Source organism: Streptosporangium heterodermiicola, assembly GCF_051390675.1.
In the GTDB taxonomy this organism is placed as follows: Bacteria; Actinomycetota; Actinomycetes; order Streptosporangiales; family Streptosporangiaceae; genus Streptosporangium.
In genome coordinates this window covers 105,990-123,171 of sequence record NZ_JBPJSR010000008.1, presented here as the reverse complement: position 1 = coordinate 123,171, position 17,182 = coordinate 105,990, and the positions used below count along the sequence as shown (strand labels likewise).

At 72.5% G+C, this 17,182-nt stretch carries 12 protein-coding genes; 1 reads left to right on the top strand and 11 read right to left on the bottom strand.

Annotated elements, in window-relative coordinates:
• Nucleotides 1-21 precede the first annotated feature (21 nt).
• From ACSC1Q_RS19030 to ACSC1Q_RS18985, 10 genes are all read right to left on the bottom strand, one after another.
• Complete coding sequence (locus tag ACSC1Q_RS19030; RefSeq protein WP_436760047.1) at nt 22-2,007, bottom strand: serine/threonine-protein kinase; 1,986 nt, start codon at nt 2,005-2,007, stop codon at nt 22-24.
• Entirely contained in the window at nt 2,007-4,301 is a 2,295-nt protein-coding gene (locus ACSC1Q_RS19025) for a serine/threonine-protein kinase (RefSeq protein WP_436760046.1), read from the bottom strand. Before ACSC1Q_RS19025 ends, ACSC1Q_RS19030 begins: the two co-directional genes overlap by 1 nt.
• A gap of 131 nt (nt 4,302-4,432) precedes the next feature.
• Complete coding sequence (locus ACSC1Q_RS19020; RefSeq protein ID WP_436760045.1) at nt 4,433-4,981, bottom strand: YbaK/EbsC family protein; 549 nt, start codon at nt 4,979-4,981, stop codon at nt 4,433-4,435.
• Between the two features lie 73 nt (nt 4,982-5,054).
• Nucleotides 5,055-6,698: a flavin monoamine oxidase family protein gene (locus tag ACSC1Q_RS19015; protein WP_436760044.1), complete on the bottom strand. Its 1,644-nt coding sequence runs from the start codon at nt 6,696-6,698 to the stop codon at nt 5,055-5,057.
• A gap of 15 nt (nt 6,699-6,713) precedes the next feature.
• Nucleotides 6,714-7,556, bottom strand: coding sequence for a M55 family metallopeptidase (locus ACSC1Q_RS19010; RefSeq protein ID WP_436760043.1), 843 nt, complete (start codon nt 7,554-7,556; stop codon nt 6,714-6,716).
• The gene (locus tag ACSC1Q_RS19005; RefSeq protein WP_436760042.1) at nt 7,553-8,776 is read right to left on the bottom strand and encodes a DUF6395 domain-containing protein; all 1,224 of its coding nucleotides are present in this window, start codon (nt 8,774-8,776) and stop codon (nt 7,553-7,555) included. The genes ACSC1Q_RS19010 and ACSC1Q_RS19005 overlap by 4 nt, the downstream gene beginning before the upstream one ends.
• Complete coding sequence (locus ACSC1Q_RS19000; RefSeq protein ID WP_436760041.1) at nt 8,773-9,162, bottom strand: hypothetical protein; 390 nt, start codon at nt 9,160-9,162, stop codon at nt 8,773-8,775. Before ACSC1Q_RS19000 ends, ACSC1Q_RS19005 begins: the two co-directional genes overlap by 4 nt.
• Before the next feature lie 87 nt (nt 9,163-9,249).
• Nucleotides 9,250-10,020, bottom strand: a complete 771-nt coding sequence (locus ACSC1Q_RS18995) for an enoyl-CoA hydratase/isomerase family protein (protein ID WP_436760040.1) — start codon at nt 10,018-10,020, stop codon at nt 9,250-9,252.
• Between the two features lie 107 nt (nt 10,021-10,127).
• A complete protein-coding gene (locus tag ACSC1Q_RS18990) occupies nt 10,128-11,219 on the bottom strand; it encodes a glycosyltransferase family 4 protein (protein WP_436760039.1) in 1,092 nt (363 codons plus the stop codon).
• Between the two features lie 85 nt (nt 11,220-11,304).
• A complete protein-coding gene (locus tag ACSC1Q_RS18985) occupies nt 11,305-13,425 on the bottom strand; it encodes an amylo-alpha-1,6-glucosidase (RefSeq protein ID WP_436760038.1) in 2,121 nt (706 codons plus the stop codon).
• A 344-nt stretch (nt 13,426-13,769) separates the two neighbouring features.
• Between ACSC1Q_RS18985 and ACSC1Q_RS18980 the strand changes: the two genes are divergently transcribed.
• A complete protein-coding gene (locus tag ACSC1Q_RS18980; protein ID WP_436760037.1) occupies nt 13,770-13,865 on the top strand; it encodes an FAD-dependent oxidoreductase in 96 nt (31 codons plus the stop codon).
• 390 nt (nt 13,866-14,255) lie between these two features.
• Here the strand turns inward: ACSC1Q_RS18980 and glgP are convergent, their stop codons facing one another.
• Nucleotides 14,256-16,838 (bottom strand): alpha-glucan family phosphorylase, encoded by a 2,583-nt coding sequence (gene glgP / locus ACSC1Q_RS18975; protein ID WP_436760036.1) that lies wholly within the window; start codon nt 16,836-16,838, stop codon nt 14,256-14,258.
• Nucleotides 16,839-17,182 lie beyond the last annotated feature (344 nt).

Sequence of the window (17,182 nt, the reverse complement as noted above, 5' to 3'; positions counted from 1 at the left end):
GAAGACCCGCCGTCGGGACCGTTATCTCCAGAATGTCAGGAATCCGAGGCCGAGGCTCTTCATCAACTCGTCGAAGAGACCGCCGATGAGGTCGAGCGCGCCCATCGCGCCCTCGTTCGCCGACTGCCGCCACTGCTCCGTGAGCTCGTTGACGACCACGGTCGGGTTACGCCACGGGGAGAAGGACGGGACCACGCTGAACGCCGCCATCACCGCGAAGAACGCCAGCGTGCCCAGCACGATCGTGGTCACCATGCCCGCGCCGGGGCTGCGGATCACCCCGCTCAGCGCGCGGGCGACGGCCTTGCGGGGCTTGCCGCCGCCGGGCAGCACGAACAGCCCGGCCACGAAGGCACCCGCGGCGTAGGCGGCCGCGAAGTTCTTGTTCATGTCCCCCGCGTAGACGAGGAACCCCCACACGCACATGCCGAACATCGCGGACAGCAGCCCGGTGACCAGCGTCCCGAACGCGGACCTGATCAGCGCCCACGGGGTGCCGAGCACCGCGAGCAGGGGGTCACTGGCGCTGCTGCCCCGGATGGAGCGGCGCTGGGCCAGGTCCCCGAAGAGGTGCTCGCCCACGCGCAGGCAGAGCGCGGCGGCGAGCGCGAACACGCTCGTCACCACCGGCAGCACGCAGGCCAGCGCGACCAGGATCGTGAGCAGCAGCGCCGACGCCAGCGGGTGGGCGGCGCGGTAGCGCTCCTGCGGGGGGGTGCGGGGCGCGGGGGCGTGCCGGTCCTGGGTGGGGGCCTCGCGCCGCGCCTGGACCGGCGGCGGGTAGGGGCGCGCCTGACCGGTGGGCGGCGGCGCCGGGTATCCGGCCACCCGCTGGTCGGCGAAGGGCGGCGGGGCCGCGGCCCTGGCCTGCGCCGAGGGCGGCGCGGGGACGTAGGGCGGCGGCTTGGAGGCCGGGACGTACGGGGGCGGGGCCGTCGCGGCGGACCCCTGGCCCTGCTCCTGCCTGGGCCTGCGCTCGCGCCGCTCCGGCTTGGCGTACTCGACCGGCGGGAGCAGGTCGGCGTAACCGCCGTCCTGCGGCAGCGCGCGGGTGCCGCCACGCGGCGGCGACGACGGCGCGGACGGGGACGGCGACGGAGGCGGGGCCTGACCGTCCAGGACCCTGGTGCCGTCGGTGTTGAGGACCTTCGTCCCGCCGTTGTCGAGGACAGAGGTGGGCGGCGTCTCGTGGAAGGCCGTCACCCTCGGGTCGAGGGCGCGGGCCATCCGGTGCAGCTCCGTCGCGGACGGCCGGGCGACGGGGTCGACGGCGAGGGCCCGCCGCAGCCAGCCGCGCAGCCACGCGGGAGCCAGGTCGACGTTGGCCCGGCCCTCCATGATGTTGAAGCAGACGACCTCGAAGCTGCCCGTGCCGAACGGCGGCTTGCCGGTCGCGCCGAAGAAGACCGTCGAGGCCAGCGCGTGCACGTCGGCCGCCTGGGTGATCTCGGAGTCACGGATGATCTCCGGGGCGAGATAGCCGGGGGTGCCGACGAACATGCCGGTCTGGGTGAGCCGGGTCGCGTTGACCAGGTGCGCGATACCGAAGTCGATGACCAGCGGGTCACCGTTGACGATCATCACGTTGGACGGCTTGAAGTCGCGGTGGATGACGTCGGCGGCGTGGATGGCCACCAGCGCCGCGCACATGCCCTGCGCCAGCCGGATGATCTGGCCGTCGGAGAGCGGGCCGTCCTCCAGGACGGTCTCCTCCAGCGTGCGCCCCGGGGCGAACCGGGTCACGATGTAGGGCTGCTTCGCCGTCAGCTCGGCGTCGAGCACCTCGGCGACGTGCTGGCTGCGCACCCGCCGCATGGTCTCCACCTCGCGGGTGAGCCGGTCGCGCGCCTTGAGGTCGGCGGCCACGTGCGGGTGCAGGACCTTGACGGCCACCTCGCGCCCGTCCTCGTCGAGCCCGAGGTGGACGACGCCCATGCCGCCCTCGCCGATCTTCCTGAGCAGGCGGTACGGACCCAGCCGCTCGGGCGCCCGCGTGTCCCCGGTCATCACGCCGCCTTCTTTCGTAGGTCCTTCAGTTCCTGCACCACCGTTCCGACGTCGACCGGTGTCCACACCGCCCGTCGTGCCGCGTCTCCCACGGTGCCGATCGCCAGGAAGACCATCAGCGCCGCCACCACCGCCAGCCCCGCGGCGGCGACGATGGCCGCGCCGCGTGACGGCAGCAGTGATGCCAGCGTACGTCGCATCTGGCGGCTTGGGCCCTCCACGCCGGGTCCGGCGCAGACGGTCCAGAGCGCGACGGCGGTCCCCCAGCTCAGCGCGTTGGTCTCCGGCATGCCCCCGGCCAGCACCGCGAGCAGGAGCGTCACCGGCAGGCCGAGGATGAGCGCGTACGGCACGAGGGCGACGGTGATGCCGATCGACTTCAGGAGCGCGGCCGGCTGGCCGAACACCCGGAAGACGTCGGCCGCCGCCTCGCCCGCGGCCCTCCTGGAGTTGAGCGCCGGCTGGGCGATGTCGGCGGCGCGCAGCAGGATCGCCACCGGGATCACCAGCGCGGCGACGATCACCGGGGCGATGACCGCCGCGACCGTCATGATGACCAGCATCAGCACGCTCGCCACCCCGTACGCCTTGGAACGCTGCAACGCGTGCCCCGGACGCTGGCCGGGGTGCAGCGCCGACGGCACGGGCTGCTGAGCCTGCTGGGAGTGCTGGCCGTGCTGGCCGTGCTGCTGCTGGGGATGCGGATAGGGGTAGGGGGGCGGCGTGGGGGTGCGGACGTTCGGGGTCCGCTGCTGGTCGAACGGGGCCTGCCGCTGCGGGTAGGGAGGCGGGGGCTGGCCACCGGGCTGCGGCGACCGGCCCTGCTGGCTCTGCTGCCCCTGCTGGCCCGGCTGGGCCTGCTGGCCGGAGCGGCCCTGCTGTCCCTGCTGACCCGGCCGGCCCGGCTGGTCGGTGTACTGGCGGATGTATTCCTGCAGGTCCTGGGGGCGGACCCGCTGGGTGGGGATGTCCCCGTCGGAGACCGGAGCCGTGGCGCCGTCGTCGGCCCGCGCCGCCTGCTGGTCGCCGACGGCGGGAGCGGAAGGACCGGGCACGGGCCCCGGGACGGCGCTCGGGGTGCGGGTGGGGACGTCCTCGGGGGCGAGCATGCCGGTGGGCAGGTCGTACGCGGCCTGCTGGGCCGCCGCGGCCTGGCGCAGCTCCTCGGGCGTCACCCGGCGGGTGGGCCACGGGTCGGGCTGCTCCTCGCCGAGCAGCGAGACGTACTCCTGGGGCTGGACCACGGGGGCGGGAGGCCAGGAGGTGGGCCGCTGGACCGCGGGGCGTGACGCGACGGGGGTGGGCACGTCGCCCGGCCCGTCGACCGCGGCGCCCTGGCGCCCGGGGACGCGCGGGCTCGGAGCGCCGGGGCCGCCGGGAGCGCCGAAGGCGCCCGAGGACCCGGAGGCGCCCGGGGAGCGGGAGCCGGGGGCGGGGTCGTCGAACTCCGCGACCGTGGTGATCTCGTCGGGCACCCGGGGCCTGCCGGGGCCGGTGCCGGGGCGGGGCAGCAGGCGCGCCACCCGCGCCGCCAGGTCGGCGGCGGCGGGCCGCCTGGCCGGGTCGCGCTGGAGCGCGGCCCGCAGGACCGGCTGGAGCGCCTGGGGAACGGCGTCGACGTTCGCCTTGCCCGCGGTGATGTTGTAGAAGATCATCTCCAGCGTGCCCTTGCCGAAGGGCGGCAGGCCGGTGGCGGCGAAGACCAGGGTGCCCGCCCAGGCGTGCACGTCGACCTCGGGCCCGGCCTCGTGCCCCTCGATGATCTCGGGGGCGAGGTAGCCGGGGGTGCCGATGAACATGCCGGTCTGGGTGAGCCGGGTGGCGTCGACGGCCTGCGCGATGCCGAAGTCGATGAGGACCGGCTCGCCGTCCAGGATGAGGACGTTGCCGGGCTTCAGGTCGCGGTGGATCACCCCGACCGAGTGGACGGCGGCCAGCGCCGACGCCACCCCGTGCGCGACCCGCAGCAGCGCGGGCAGCTCCATCGGGCCGTCCTGCTTGACGACCTCGTCCAGCGGCCTGCCCGCGACGTAGCGCGTCACGATGTAGGGGCGGTGGCCGGTCACGTCGGCGTCGAGGACCTCCGCGATGTACTCGCTGCGCACGCGGCGCATCGTCTCGACCTCGCGCGAAAGACGGCGGCGCGCGACGTCGTCGCCCGCCACCTCGGCGCGGAGGACCTTCACCGCCACCTGCCGGCCCTGCGGGTCGACGGCTAGGTGGACCACGCCCATACCGCCCTCACCGAGCCGCCGCAGCAGCCGGTAAGGGCCCAATCGGTCGTCCTGATTCATGGCATGAAGCACCATATCGGCTTAGACCTCGCCCACGAGATGAACCATCGGGCCACATTTTCCGACTGAATAACGTTCATAGAACCCCGACGGTTTCCCGATTCCCGCTCTCACTTAATCTCATTTCCGCTTCAGTTCGCCAGGTGGAGAACCCGCGCGGTTTTCAGTCCGGCCAGCAGGGAGCCGGACACGGCCAGCTTGGAGCGCCGGACGCCGCTGCCGATCACGACCTCGGGGTGGGCCGCCACCGCCTCGTCGACGAGCACCGGCCAGTCCTCGGGCAGCCCGAGCGGGGTGATCCCGCCGTACTCCATGCCGGTCAGCGCGACCGCGTCGTCCATCGGCGCGAACGAGATCTTCCGCGCGTCCAGATGGCGCCGGATCACCCCGTTGACGTCGGCCCTCGTGGTGGCGAGCACCATGCACGCCGCGTAGCGGGTCTCCCCCGCGCGCCTGGCCGCCACGATCACGCAGTTGGCCGACTCGCCCATACCCACGCCGTAGCGCTCGCAGAAGGCCGCCGTGTCGGCCAGCTCCGGGTCGATCTCGGCGACGGTGATCCCACCGGGTTCACCGCCCCCGGCGAGCTCACCGAACTCGCCGATCGCCCGCGCCACCGGCTCCGCCAGCAGGTCCGGCCGCCCCGCGGCGCTCGTCCAGTCCAACGTCCCGATCGCCATCGCCGTCTCGCCTCCCTGGGAATTCCTTCGGAGATTCTCTCGCACCGGAGACTTTACGGCGGCGGGGCGACACTCAGGAGGGCGTCTGGAGCACCCGGTGATGCAGATCGGTGACCGCCCTGCGCGCGGACTCCATGGCACCGGCCTGCCAGGCCGTCAGGTGCGAGAGCCAGTCCCCGGCGAAGTAGACCCGGCCCGCCGGGCGCCGCAGCAGGGCGTAGTCGCTCCCGAAGGAGGGCCAGCTCGCCCAGCCGCCCTCGATGTACGGCTGGCGCCCCCAGGCGATCGAGACGCTGGAGCGCAGCTCGGCACGGTACTTCTCCCCGTGGATCTTCTTGCCCTGGGTGAGCGCGCGGTTCCGTCGTTCGCGGTGGGAGAGGCCGGTGTAGACCTCGGCGTTCTCCTCGACGTTGTAGTAGCCGACCACCAGGCCGCCACGGGAGTGGAAGCCGTAGGAGGGATACCAGATGTGGGTGATGTCCAGGTCCGTCTCGGAGGCGCCGCCGTAGATACGGTCGTCGATCTCCCACCAGCGCCTCCCGTACTCCAGCCCGATCTTTCCGGCGGGGACGGGTACGGGCGTGCGGAGCGCGGTGGTGACCGGGGTGCCGAGGTTGTGCGGCAGGCGCGCGAACAGGTGGGGCGGCAGGGTCGCGACGCAGTAGTCGGCGCGGACGACGCCGGTCCCGGCGTTGTCCCCGGTGCCGTCCCGGTGCGTGACCTCCACGCCGTCGGGCAGGTTCCTGATCCCGGTGACCGGCGCGCCCGTCCTGATCCGGTCGCGGCCGACCGCGTCGGCGAGCGCGCCGGTGATCGTGTCCATCCCGCCCACCGGCTGGAACATGGGCATGACCTGGTCGTAGCCGAAGTCCATGGTGACGTACCTGCCGGTGCCCGCCGCGAGCACGTCGCGCAGCGAGGAGGCCGCGCCCACGGAGACGCCCTCGCCCACCCCGGGATAGGTCTCGAAGCCCCGCCGCCTGGAGTCACGCCGGTAGGCGAGGTCGGGGCCGAGGTCGCCGAAACGCCGCAGGAACTCCTCCAGCCGCTCGCGGTCGTCCGCGGTGAGACGGCGGTTCAGCGCGCCCGCGTTGCTCGCCTTGGCCAGCAGCTCCCCGACGTATCCGTACAGGTCCGCGCGGGCCGCCCGCGCGCGGGCCGGGGCGGTCATGCCCCGCGTGTAGACGTACGCGGAGGCGTTGTTGTTGACGAAGATCTCGACGGGGACGCCCAGCTCGCGGCAGTAGTCCATGGTGACCATCCAGGGCGCGATCCGCGCGGCCCCGGCGTTGAAGTAGACGCCCTCCTGGAACTCCGCCGTCTGCGTCTCGCCGCCCAGCTCGTCGAGCCGGTCGCCCGCGCGCAGCGTGAGGTTCCTGCCGCCCACCCGGCCGGACGCCTCCAGGACCGTGCAGTCGTACCCGGCCTTGCCCAGCTCGTAGGCGCAGGTCAGCCCGGCGACGCCCGCGCCGAGGACGACCACCTTGGCCGCCCCCTTGCCGGTGAGGGAGAAGTCGGAGCGCTGCGGGGGTGTGAAGTTCCTGTCCTGGGACTCGGGCGCGAGGCCGAGCGCGCCCATGGCCGCGAACATCGCCCCGGCTCCCCCGGCCGCGCCCACGCCGACCAGCAGCGCCCTGCGCGTCAGGCCCGCTCCCGTACCGGGTGCGGTCTTGGTATCGACTTCGGCCGCGGGGGGTGAACCTGTCTCGTCACTCACGGGGGTCGTCAAGGGTCAGCCGTACGCGCCGCTGCCGCAGGCGATATGGCCGCCGATCGTGGCGAAGATCCCCAGCAGGGCCATGATCTGCGAGAAGTCGTCGGTGGTGAACTCCGTGTGCCTCGGGCCCGCCGCCGTCACCCCGGGGATGATCGCGCATCCGGCGGCGATGGCGGTGGAGTTCCACTCGACGCCGAGGGTGAACGGCGGCTCGGGGGCGCAGAGGCGGAAGTCGGCCACCCGGTCGAGCGCGCGGGCCGCGGCCTCGTGGATGCGGGCGTGGGCGACGGCGGGCGGCAGGAGCTCGGCGGCGAACCTGTCTATGCCCTTCTTGACCGCTACGGTCTCCACGTCGCCGAGCAGCTCCCTCGCCTCCTCGCAGACGGCCTCGTCCCCGGTCACCAGGATCACGGGGACGCCGAGCGTCCCGGCGAAGGAGGCGACGAGACGGGTCTCCCCGCAGACCTCGCCGTTGAGGTAGACGTTGTGGATCTCCTTGCCCATCCAGGTGTGGTTGAGCACGCCGTGCTGGACACCGGCCCGCGCGTGGTATCCGGCGAAGCAGGCCGCCCGGTGGCTCGCGTCCAGCCCCTGCCCCATCCGCAGCGGCTTGCCGGGCCCCCGCAGCAGGGTCGCCCGCTCGTCGAGCAGGTCGATCCTGAGGTTCTTGGTCGAGCCGTGGGCGTCGTTGACGCGCACGGCGGTGGCCCCGGCGTCGAACAGGCCCCCGACGACCGCGTTGGCGTCACCGGTCATCAGCTCGCAGCCGCGCTCGTAGCCCCGGCCCCCGGCGTGCATCTCCTCGGGGTCGGTCAGGCCGGTGACACCTTCCATGTCGACCGAGACGTAGACCTTCACGTCATGCCCCAGGTCTCGACGCGCCGTGCCTCTTCCTCGCTCATGAAACCGATCTCCCCGTCCACGAAGTCGTGAACCTGCTTGCGCCACGGTTCGGGGATCTCCGCGACCGCGGGCGGGTAGCAGCGGTCCAGCCAGGCGGTGGACGCCTCGGTCGCCCCGAGGTGGCGCGCCGCCGCGGCGAAGACCGTGTCCTCGATGCCGGGCACCCGGGCGCAGCCGTACTCGATCATCTCCTGGCCCCCGTACGGGGGCGGCCGCTGCCACTTGCGGGCGACCGGGCGGCCCGCGGTGATCGTGGTGCGGAGCGGGCGGCGCTCGACGGCGGCCTGGATGAGCTCCTTGTACAGGCACTTGCCGCAGGTCCCGCAGGGGCCGCCCACCCCGCGCAGGCACCAGCGGAGCTGCCCGCGCAGGTCGGAGCCGAGGGCGAGCCGCATCGTGACGGCCTCGCTCACCCCGCCCACCGGGAGCACGATGTGCAGCCCGGCGGCGGCGAACGCCCGCCCCCAGGCTCCGTGCGGGGCCCACATCAGGTTGTCGGGCGTGTAGCGGTGGATGTAGCGGGCGCCGCCCAGCCAGCGCGACCCCAGCTCGTAGCCGAAGGCCAGGCCGCCCAGGTCGAGCTCGTCGGCCAGCAGCAGCGCGCCCGCGGCGACCGCGTGGTGCTCGGGGTAGCCGGGGCGGGGCTCGGCGAGGGTGAACTCCAGGTCGGAGCGGACGACGGTCAGCTCGCGGCCGGTCTTCTCCGCCAGCGAGGCCAGGACGTCGGAGCGGTAGTGGGTCCACCGGTTGGGCACGCGCGGGTGGGAGACCCGCTGGAAGTGCACGAACGGCGCGTCGGGCAGCATCGCGGCCACCGCGACCGAGTCGGCCCCGCCGCTGTAGGAGATCGCCAGCCTGTCCCCGGAGCGCGGTCGCGTTCCAGCGGGACCGGCCTCGATCCCCCAGCCGTCGCCGATCGCCCCGGCGAGCTCCGGCGAGATCGGCCGGTCGAAGATGACGCGGCGCCGGGTCCACGGCGCGACCACGGTCCACGCGGTGAGGGCGAGCAGGTCCGGGTGGATGTCGCGCGGCGCTCGCGGCAGCTCGGCCCTGAAGGTGTTCGTGGCCAGCCTCAGGGCCGCGCCGTCGGCGCAGTGGCCGGTGACGCCGTCCTCGGGGTCCAGCCGGAACTCCAGGCGCCAGGTGCCTCCGTCGGCCGTCCAGGCCACTCTCACGCCGTGTCTCCCCTGCCCGCCGTACCCCTGCTCACAACGCCTCCTGCGCCACCTGTGCCCGGCTCGCGCCCGGTGGCGCGGTCCACGGCCTGCCAGAGCAGCACCTCGTTCTGGAGCACCCCGTCCAGCGCCACGGCGGTCTCCTGGGCGAGCCGGTGGGCGTCGTCCCAGCGCCCGGCCCGCGCCGGGTCGAGTTTGACCCCTGCCACCCGCGAGCGGAGCTCGACGACCTCCGCGCGCAGCGCGGTGACCTCCCTGGCCAGCGTCTGGACCTCCCAGAGGGCGTCCTTGACGTCCTGCCGGTGGTCGGCCCTGGAGATGTACCGGGAGTCGAACCAGCCGAGAACCGCCCGCCGCAGCGGGGCGGGCACCAGCGCACGCTTCACCAACCGCACCATAACCCGGCACGATACCGGCAATCATCGATCATCCAGGACCAATCCCTACAAGCTCCACCTACGTCGGCGGACAGGTCAGCGGCCGGTGAACTCGGCCTTCGACCTCTCGGAGAAGGCGCGCATGCCGATCCCCGCGTCGTCGGTGGCGAACAGCCCCGAGAACTGCAGGCGCTCGATCTCCAGGCCGGTGTCGAGATCGGTCTCCAGGCCGCGGTCCACGGCCTTCTTGGCGGCGCGCAACGCCAGGGCGGGGCCTCCCGCGAACCGGGCGGCGTACGCGAGGGCCTCGGAGTACACGTCCTCGTCGGGGACGACCCGGTCCACCAGGCCGATGGCCAGCGCCTCGGCGGCGGGCACGTGGCGGCCGGTGAAGATGAGGTCCTTCGCCCTGGCCGGGCCGACCAGCCGGGGCAGCCGCTGGGTGCCGCCCGCCCCGGGGATGATGCCCAGCAGGATCTCGGGCTGGCCCAGCTTGGCCGACTCCCCGGCGATCCTGACGTCGGCGCACAGCGCGAGCTCGCAGCCGCCGCCGAGCGCGTAGCCGGTCACGGCCGCGACGACCGGCTTGCCGATCCTCGCGACGGCCGTGAAACAGTCCTGCAGGACCTGCGAGTGGACCGCCATGTCGGCGTACGACATGCCGGCCATCTCCTTGATGTCGGCCCCGGCCGCGAAGACGTTCCCGCCGTAGACGACCACGGCGTACACGTCGTCGTCGGCGTCCACCTGCCGGGCGCACTCGGCGATCTCCAGCTGGACCTGCCGGTTGAGCGCGTTCATCTTCGGCCGGTCCAGCCTGATCGTCGCGACCCCGTCGGCCGCCTCCACCTGCACGAACTCACCCATGGACGTCCTTCCGCCTTCGGCCGGGGCCCGCGGGCCGCGCCGTGGTCCCCGCCGATCCCTGTCGATGCCCGTTGATCTCTGTGCCGCGAACCACCATAGAGCGCGGCTCAGTTGACGGGCATCGCCAGGTCCCTGCTCTCCCCCGCGTTCCTGCCCGAGTCGTTCTTCGCCCGCCTCGGCAGCCCGGCGATCGTCCTGCGGTAGATCGCCTCGTACGCGCGGGCCATCACCTCCACGCCGAAGAAGCGCTCCACCCGGGAGCGGCAGGCGCGCGGGTCGAGCGTGTCCGTCGCCTCGATGGCGGCGGGGAGCTCCGAGGGGTCGCTCCGGATGAACCCGGTGACCCCGTCCACGACCACCTCGGGCACGGCGCCCCTGCAGAGGGCGACCACGGGCGTGCCGCAGGCCATCGCCTCGATCATGACCATGCCGAACGGCTCCTCCCAGACGATCGGGAAGATCAGGCACCTGGCCGCGCCCAGCAGCTCGTGTTTGCGCGCGGTGTCGGCCTCGCCGACGTACTCGGCGTCGGGGCCGAGCCGGGGCCTGACGTACTCGTCGAAGTAGTCGTACTCGATCTTCTCGGTGAGCTTGCCCGCGAGCAGGATGCGACGCCCGGCGGCGCGGGCGGCGTCGATGGCCAGGTGGGCGCCCTTGTCCTCGTTGAACCGGCCCAGCCACAGCGCCCAGTCCTCCTTGCGCTCCCTGAACGGGAAGGCCGTGACGTCGACCGCGTTGTGGACCACCCCCGCCCAGTTCAGGTCGGGGGCGATGCGCCGCTGGGCCTCGGAGATGGCGACCATCGACACGGCGGCGCCGAGCACCCGGTAGTACTCGCCGAACTCGCCCCCCACCTCCCCGTGGCAGGTGATCACCGTCGAGACGGGCTGCGCGGACGCGGTCAGCGGCCCGGCCAGGGTGTGGTCGTGGATCACGTCCACCGCGAGCTTCGAGGTCATCGCGTACGCCTTGGCGGCGTGCAGGACCTCGGGCATCGGCTCGCCGATCCGCTCCGAGGGCGCCCGCCCGTAGGTGCTCAGGAAGCGCGCGGAGGTCCCCGGCCGGCCGGCCCCGACCAGCGTGATGTCGTGCCCGCGCCGGGTCAGCCCGGCGACGAGACCGGCCACCATCGACTCGATGCCCCCGTAGCCCTGGGGCGGCACGTCGTACCAGGGCGGCGCGACCATCAGGATGCGCATGCCCTCCGACCATCCGGGGACGTTTCTCGACGAGACCATGGCCACCTCACTACGGATCAAGGACAAGAGGACGCGGGAGAGACGGTCAGTGGACCTGACGGAGGGCGGCGGTCAGCGGGCTGCGCGGCTCGTTGATCAGGGTGATCCCCTCGGGCAGCCCGGTCACCGTGGCGCCGTCCTGGCCGACCTCGATCGTGACCCGGGAGCCCGCGAGCGGCAGCCCCTGGATCCGCAGGCCCTCCAGGCCGACGGGATCCAGCCACACCCGCCCGTACGGGATCCACGGCTCGAAGCGCAGCAGACTCCTGACCAGCTGGATGGGGCTCGCCGCGGCCCACGCCTGCGGGGAGCAGGAGGTGGGGTACGGCACCGGCCAGGTGAACTCGGCCCGGTCGAACCCGCAGAACAGCTCCGGCAGCCGCCAGCCGAAGACCTCGGCCGCGTCCAGCAGGCCGAAGGCGATCCGCTGGGCCTCGCCGGTGAAGCCGTAGCGCGTCAGCCCGGCCGCGACCAGGGCGTTGTCGTGCGGCCAGACCGAGCCGTTGTGGTAGCTCATCGGGTTGTAGGCGCCCATGGTGGAGGCGAGGGTCCGCACCCCGTACCCGGTGAACATCTCCGGTGAGAGCAGCCGCTCGGCGACGTAGGGGGCCCGGTCCTCGTCGACGATGCCGGTCCACAGGCAGTGGCCCATGTTGGAGGCGAGGCTGTCGATCGCGCGCCCGGCGCCGTCGAGGCCGATGGCGTAGTAGCCCCGGTCCGGCAGCCAGAAACGCTCGTTGAAGGCGTCCCTGAGGCGTTCCGCGCGGGCCTTCCACTGCTCCTCCAGGACGCTGTCGCCCGCCTCGTGGGCGAAGTGGGCGCGGGCGATGTAGGCGGCGTAGACGTAGCCCTGGACCTCGGCCAGCGCGATGGGCGGGCTGGCGATGGTGCCGTCGGCGAAGTTGACGCCGTCGAAGGAGTCCTTCCAGCCCTGGTTGATCAGCCCGTGGTCGGTCTTGCGCCGGTAGGACAGGAACGGGTCCGCGGACCTGCGGATCCAGTCGAGGGCCGCGTCGACGTGCGGCATGAGCTCCTCGACGGCCTCCCCGTACATGCCCCACCGGCGCAGCTCGCCCATGACCATCACGAACAGCGGGGTCGAGTCCACCGAGCCGTAGTAGGCGCGGCCCGCGTGCGGCGAGGCGCCGGTCTGCGTGCCGAAACGGAGCTCGTGCAGGATCTTGCCCGGCTCCTCCTCGGTCAGCGGGTCGTCGACGGTGCCCTGCAGCCTGGCCAGGCGCCTGAGGGTGCCCAGGGCCAGGCACTGGTCCATCTGGAGAGCCATCCACGAGGTGAGCAGCGAGTCACGGCCGAACAGGGTCATGAACCACGGCGCGCCCGCGGCGATCGTCGGCGGCTCGTCCGGCTTGTCGGACTCGAAGAGCCGCAGCGCGCCGAGGTCCTCCTTGGAACGCTCCAGGACCCGGGCCAGGACGCGGTCGGAGGTGACGATGATCGGGCTGAGGCGCTCCCAGTCGGCGCGGCGCCTGGCGGGCTCCGCGTGCTCCAGCGGGTGGTGGGTGGAGAACCACGCGGGCGACTCCTCGCCCTCCAGGATCGGGTTGACCTGCAGGCTCACGGTCCACTCACCCCGCGCGGGCACGACGACCCGGAAGATGAGCACGCCGGGCACGGCGAACGGCGCGGGTTCGGCCACCACCCTGGTGCCGCGCGAGCGGCAGGCCGAGACGATCAGCAGTCCCGTCCTGTCGGAGGTCGTCTCCACGTCGGTCACGTGCCGGATCCGTCCGGCCTTCACCTCGAACAGGTCGGCCATGTCGGAGGCGACGTGGATGTCGACCACGCACCCGGCGGGCTCGCTCCCCAGGTTGCGCAGGGTGAGGTCCTCACGCAGGCCGCCCCCGACGTAGCGGTCCCTGATCACGAGCAGGCTGCTCTCGGCCCGCCCGGGGCGGGGGGCCGCCTTGCTGAGGAACGTCGCGTGGTACGGCTCGGCGGGGATGACCTTGAGGTTCTCCACGGGCGTCTCGTCCACCCGCAGCTCCCAGCGCGACAGGATCCGGGTGTCGGCGTGGTAGACGCCTTGCGCCCCGCCGGGGAGGATGTCGCCGTTGCGGGCGCACACGCAGAAGGAGCCGCCCTCGACCAGCGTGACCGTGGTGTCCCCCAGCGCGCCCGGCTGGCCCTCGAACGTCCAAGCGTCCACTGTTCTCTCCAGGGTGTACGAGGTGTCGGCTATGTAGCCATTCCCGCCACATACAAGAAAGAACTACGTAAAAGACGTATATTGTCGCGTTTTGCCACATAAAAGGGACTTTGCCCAAGTCGGCCCGGCGTCCGCGCCCAGGGCCGCCCATCGGCGGAGCCACACACCTCCGCGCGCCCCCTGCGACAAAAGCCGCGAAAGACAGGTCCCGCATGGCCGGTTGACGCCACAACCGGAAAGACCCCGGCATACCTGAAATTGAACCGATAGCAGTCATTCGCTTACTTAGAGTGACTACGAAAGGGAGGATCCTGTGCCAGGTATGAACCGGAGGGGATTCGCCGATGCACTTCGCGGGCGAGCACACCTCGCTCAAGCACTCCTGGATCGAGGGCGCCCTGGAGTCCGCGGTCCGCACCGCCCTGGAGGCGAACGCCTGATCCCCCGTCCCCTCGCCCCTTCGCCATGGGGGTCTCTCCGGTCCGCGCCGCCCCGGAGGCCAACGCCTGACGCCTGACCCCTCGTCACGGGGTCTCTCCGCGTGGCCCGCGGCACCGACCTCCGCGGGCCACGCGCCACCGGGCCGCCGCACGATCAGGCGTGCTCCGGGGTCACGGCGCCGGGAACCTCTCTCGGGCGCCAGGGATCGAGTGCTCAACCCTACCCACCGCACCACTCACCGTGTCGGCATGCGGACACTTCCGGACTCATCCGGTCTCATCGGTGCCGCGAAGTCCGGTGAACGCGAAGACCCCCGTGCCCCTCACCCGGAAACCGGGCGGGGCACGGGGGTCTTCGCCGTCCGGCGCGGGCGCCGGACGGTCACGCGGTCAGCGCAGGGTGCCGTTGGTCATGCCGACGGGCTCCTCGGGCACCGCGACCAGGCCGAGCTCCGAGGTCGACGCCACCAGCGGGTGGTCGGGGACGACCCGGACGGTGTAGCCGAAGGGCCCGGTGCGGTCGAGGGGGATGGTCCCGGCGAAGACGGCCCTGCCGTCGTCGCCCTCGGACTCGACGGTGAGGTCGGCGTAGGAGGGCGCGGCCAGGTCGTCGTGGTCGCCGACCCGGCCGTAGGCCGCCTGGACCCGGATGTCCCCGGGCTCCAGCTCGCCGAGGGCGATGGTGGCCTTCAGCTCCAGGGAGGTCCCGAGCTCCGGGGTGCTGTCGCCCAGGCCCGAGGCCTCCACGTGCTCGACCCGCACGCCCGGCCAGGCCCTGCCGACCTTGAGCTTCCACGCCGCGAAGCTCCTGGCCTGCTCGTACCCCTCACCGGAGAGGGCGCGGGCGGACTTGGCGGCCGGGGCGTAGAGGCCGACCACGTAGTCGCGGAGCATCCGCCCGGCGAGCACCTTGGGGCCGAGCGAGGCGAGGGTGTGCCTGACCATCTCCAGCCAGCGCCGGGGCAGCCCGTCGGCCCGGTCGTAGAACCGGTCGGCCACCTCGTGCTCGATCAGGTCGTACAGCGCGGCGGCCTCCAGCTCGTCGCGGCGGTCGGGGTCGGCGACGCCGTCGGCGGTGGGGATGGCCCAGCCGTTGGTGCCGTCGTACCACTCGTCCCACCAGCCGTCGCGGATGGACAGGTTGAGGCCGCCGTTGAGCGCGGCCTTCATCCCGGACGTGCCGCACGCCTCCAGCGGGCGCAGCGGGTTGTTCATCCACACGTCGCAGCCCTGCACGAGCAGCTGGCCCAGGGCCATGTCGTAGTCGGGCAGGAAGACGATGCGGTGCCGCACGTCCTCGGAGTCGGCGAACTTCACGATCTGCTGGATGAGCTTCTTGCCGCCCTCGTCGGCCGGGTGGGCCTTGCCCGCGATCACGATCTGCACCGGCCTGGCGGGGTCGAGCAGCAGCGCGCGGAGCCGGTCGGGGTCGGACAGCATCAGGGTGAGCCGCTTGTACGAGGGCACCCGGCGGGCGAAGCCGATGGTGAGCACCTCGGGGTCGAGGGCGTCGTCGATCCAGCCGAGCTCGGCCGGCGAGGCGCCCCGGTTGATCCACGACTGGCGCAGCCGCGCGCGGGCCGCGACGACGAGCTTCTCGCGCAGCCGCCCCCTGATGCCCCAGACGTCGCCGTCGGAGATCTTGCCGATGCTCTCCCAGCCCTGGGCGCGGTCGACCAGGGTGGGCAGCTCCTTGCCGGCCAGCTCCATGATCTCCCGGCCGACCCAGGTGGGGGCGTGCACACCGTTGGTGATGAACCCGATCGGGATCTCCTCGGTGTCGAACCCCGGCCACAGGCTCTGGAACATCTCCCGGCTCACGGCGCCGTGCAGCTCGGAGACGCCGTTCACCCGCTGGGCGAGCCGCATGCCCATCGCGGCCATGTTGAACTTGCCCGGCTCCTCCTCGGCGCCGAGCGCGAGGATGCGGTCGACGGGGACCGTGGGCCAGGCGTTCTCGCCGCCGAACTGGCGGCCGATCATCTCGGCAGGGAAGCGGTCGATCCCGGCGGGCACCGGGGTGTGCGTGGTGAAGACGGTCCCGGCCCGCACCGCCTCCAGGGCCTCGTCGAAGGAGAGCCTCGCCTCGGTGAGCTCGCGGATGCGCTCCAGGCCGAGGAAGCCCGCGTGGCCCTCGTTGGTGTGGAACACCTCGGGCTCGGCGTGCCCGGTGACCCGGCAGTACGCGCGGATGGCGCGGACGCCGCCGACGCCGAGCAGCAGCTCCTGGAGCAGCCGGTGGTCGCCGCCGCCGCCGTACAGGCGGTCGGTGACGTCGCGGGCGGCGGCGTCGTTCTCGGCCACGTCGGAGTCGAGCAGCAGCAGCGGCACCCTGCCGACCTGCAGCACCCAGACCTGGGCGTGCAGCGTCCGCTGCTCGGGGAGGCTGATCTTGATGCGGACCGGGGTGCCGTCCTCCTCCCGCAGGAGGGTGAGCGGCAGCCCGCCGGGGTCGAGGGAGGGGTAGTGCTCCAGCTGCCAGCCCTCGGGCGAGAGGGACTGGGTGAAGTAGCCGTGGCGGTACAGCAGGCCGACGGCGAGGATGGGCACGCCGAGGTCGCTCGCGGCCTTGAGGTGGTCACCGGCGAGGATGCCGAGCCCTCCCGAGTACTGCGGCAGCGCCGCGGCGATCCCGTACTCGGGGGAGAAGTAGGCGATGGCCTTGGGCGCGTCGGACATGGTCTGGTACCACCGCGGGGCGGTCATGTACTCGCGGAGGTCGTCGGCGGCGTCGGCGAGCCGCCTCAGGAAGCGGCGGTCGGCGGCCAGCTCGCGGAGCCTGGCGGCCTCCACGGCGCCCAGCAGGGCGACGGGGTCGTACCCTACTCGCCCCCAGATGGCCGGATCGACCTCGCCGAACAGATCCAGTGTCTCCGGATGCCATGACCAGCGCAGATTGAGGACGAGCTCGCCGAGGGAGGCCAGCTCCGGCGGCAGGACGGTGCGGACGGTGAACCTGCGGATTGCTCTCACGGTGCCAGACCCTAGTTACTCAGCGCCACGAGGGCGACCCGAACACTCACGCGTCTCCCTCTCACCGCTATCAATCCACCCCAAACACATCAAAGAGAGGTGATCAACTGTTAGGACAACTCGCGGAAGAGTAAGAGGTGCCGCACTCTATCCAGCGGGACGCATGAAGCTGGACTATTGGGGCACCGGAGATACGAGTCAGAACGTACTGCCCTCGGGACCCGGCCGTCCCATCAGGGCGGGCTTCGGCTTGCCCCGAGACCGGCCGCCCGGGGATGCTTGAAAAAACGAAGATCCTTCCTTGCTGACTTCCCCGGCGGTACCGGGCGTGCCGCCGCTACCTT

Coding starts and splice junctions, on each gene's coding strand:
- ACSC1Q_RS19030 (WP_436760047.1), bottom strand. CDS start 2,007: ATGACCGGGGACACGCGGGCGCCCGAGCGGCTGGGTCCGTACCGCCTG.
- ACSC1Q_RS19025 (WP_436760046.1), bottom strand. CDS start 4,301: ATGAATCAGGACGACCGATTGGGCCCTTACCGGCTGCTGCGGCGGCTC.
- ACSC1Q_RS19020 (WP_436760045.1), bottom strand. CDS start 4,981: ATGGCGATCGGGACGTTGGACTGGACGAGCGCCGCGGGGCGGCCGGAC.
- ACSC1Q_RS18995 (WP_436760040.1), bottom strand. CDS start 10,020: ATGGGTGAGTTCGTGCAGGTGGAGGCGGCCGACGGGGTCGCGACGATC.
- ACSC1Q_RS18990 (WP_436760039.1), bottom strand. CDS start 11,219: ATGCGCATCCTGATGGTCGCGCCGCCCTGGTACGACGTGCCGCCCCAG.
- ACSC1Q_RS18980 (WP_436760037.1), top strand. CDS start 13,770: ATGCACTTCGCGGGCGAGCACACCTCGCTCAAGCACTCCTGGATCGAG.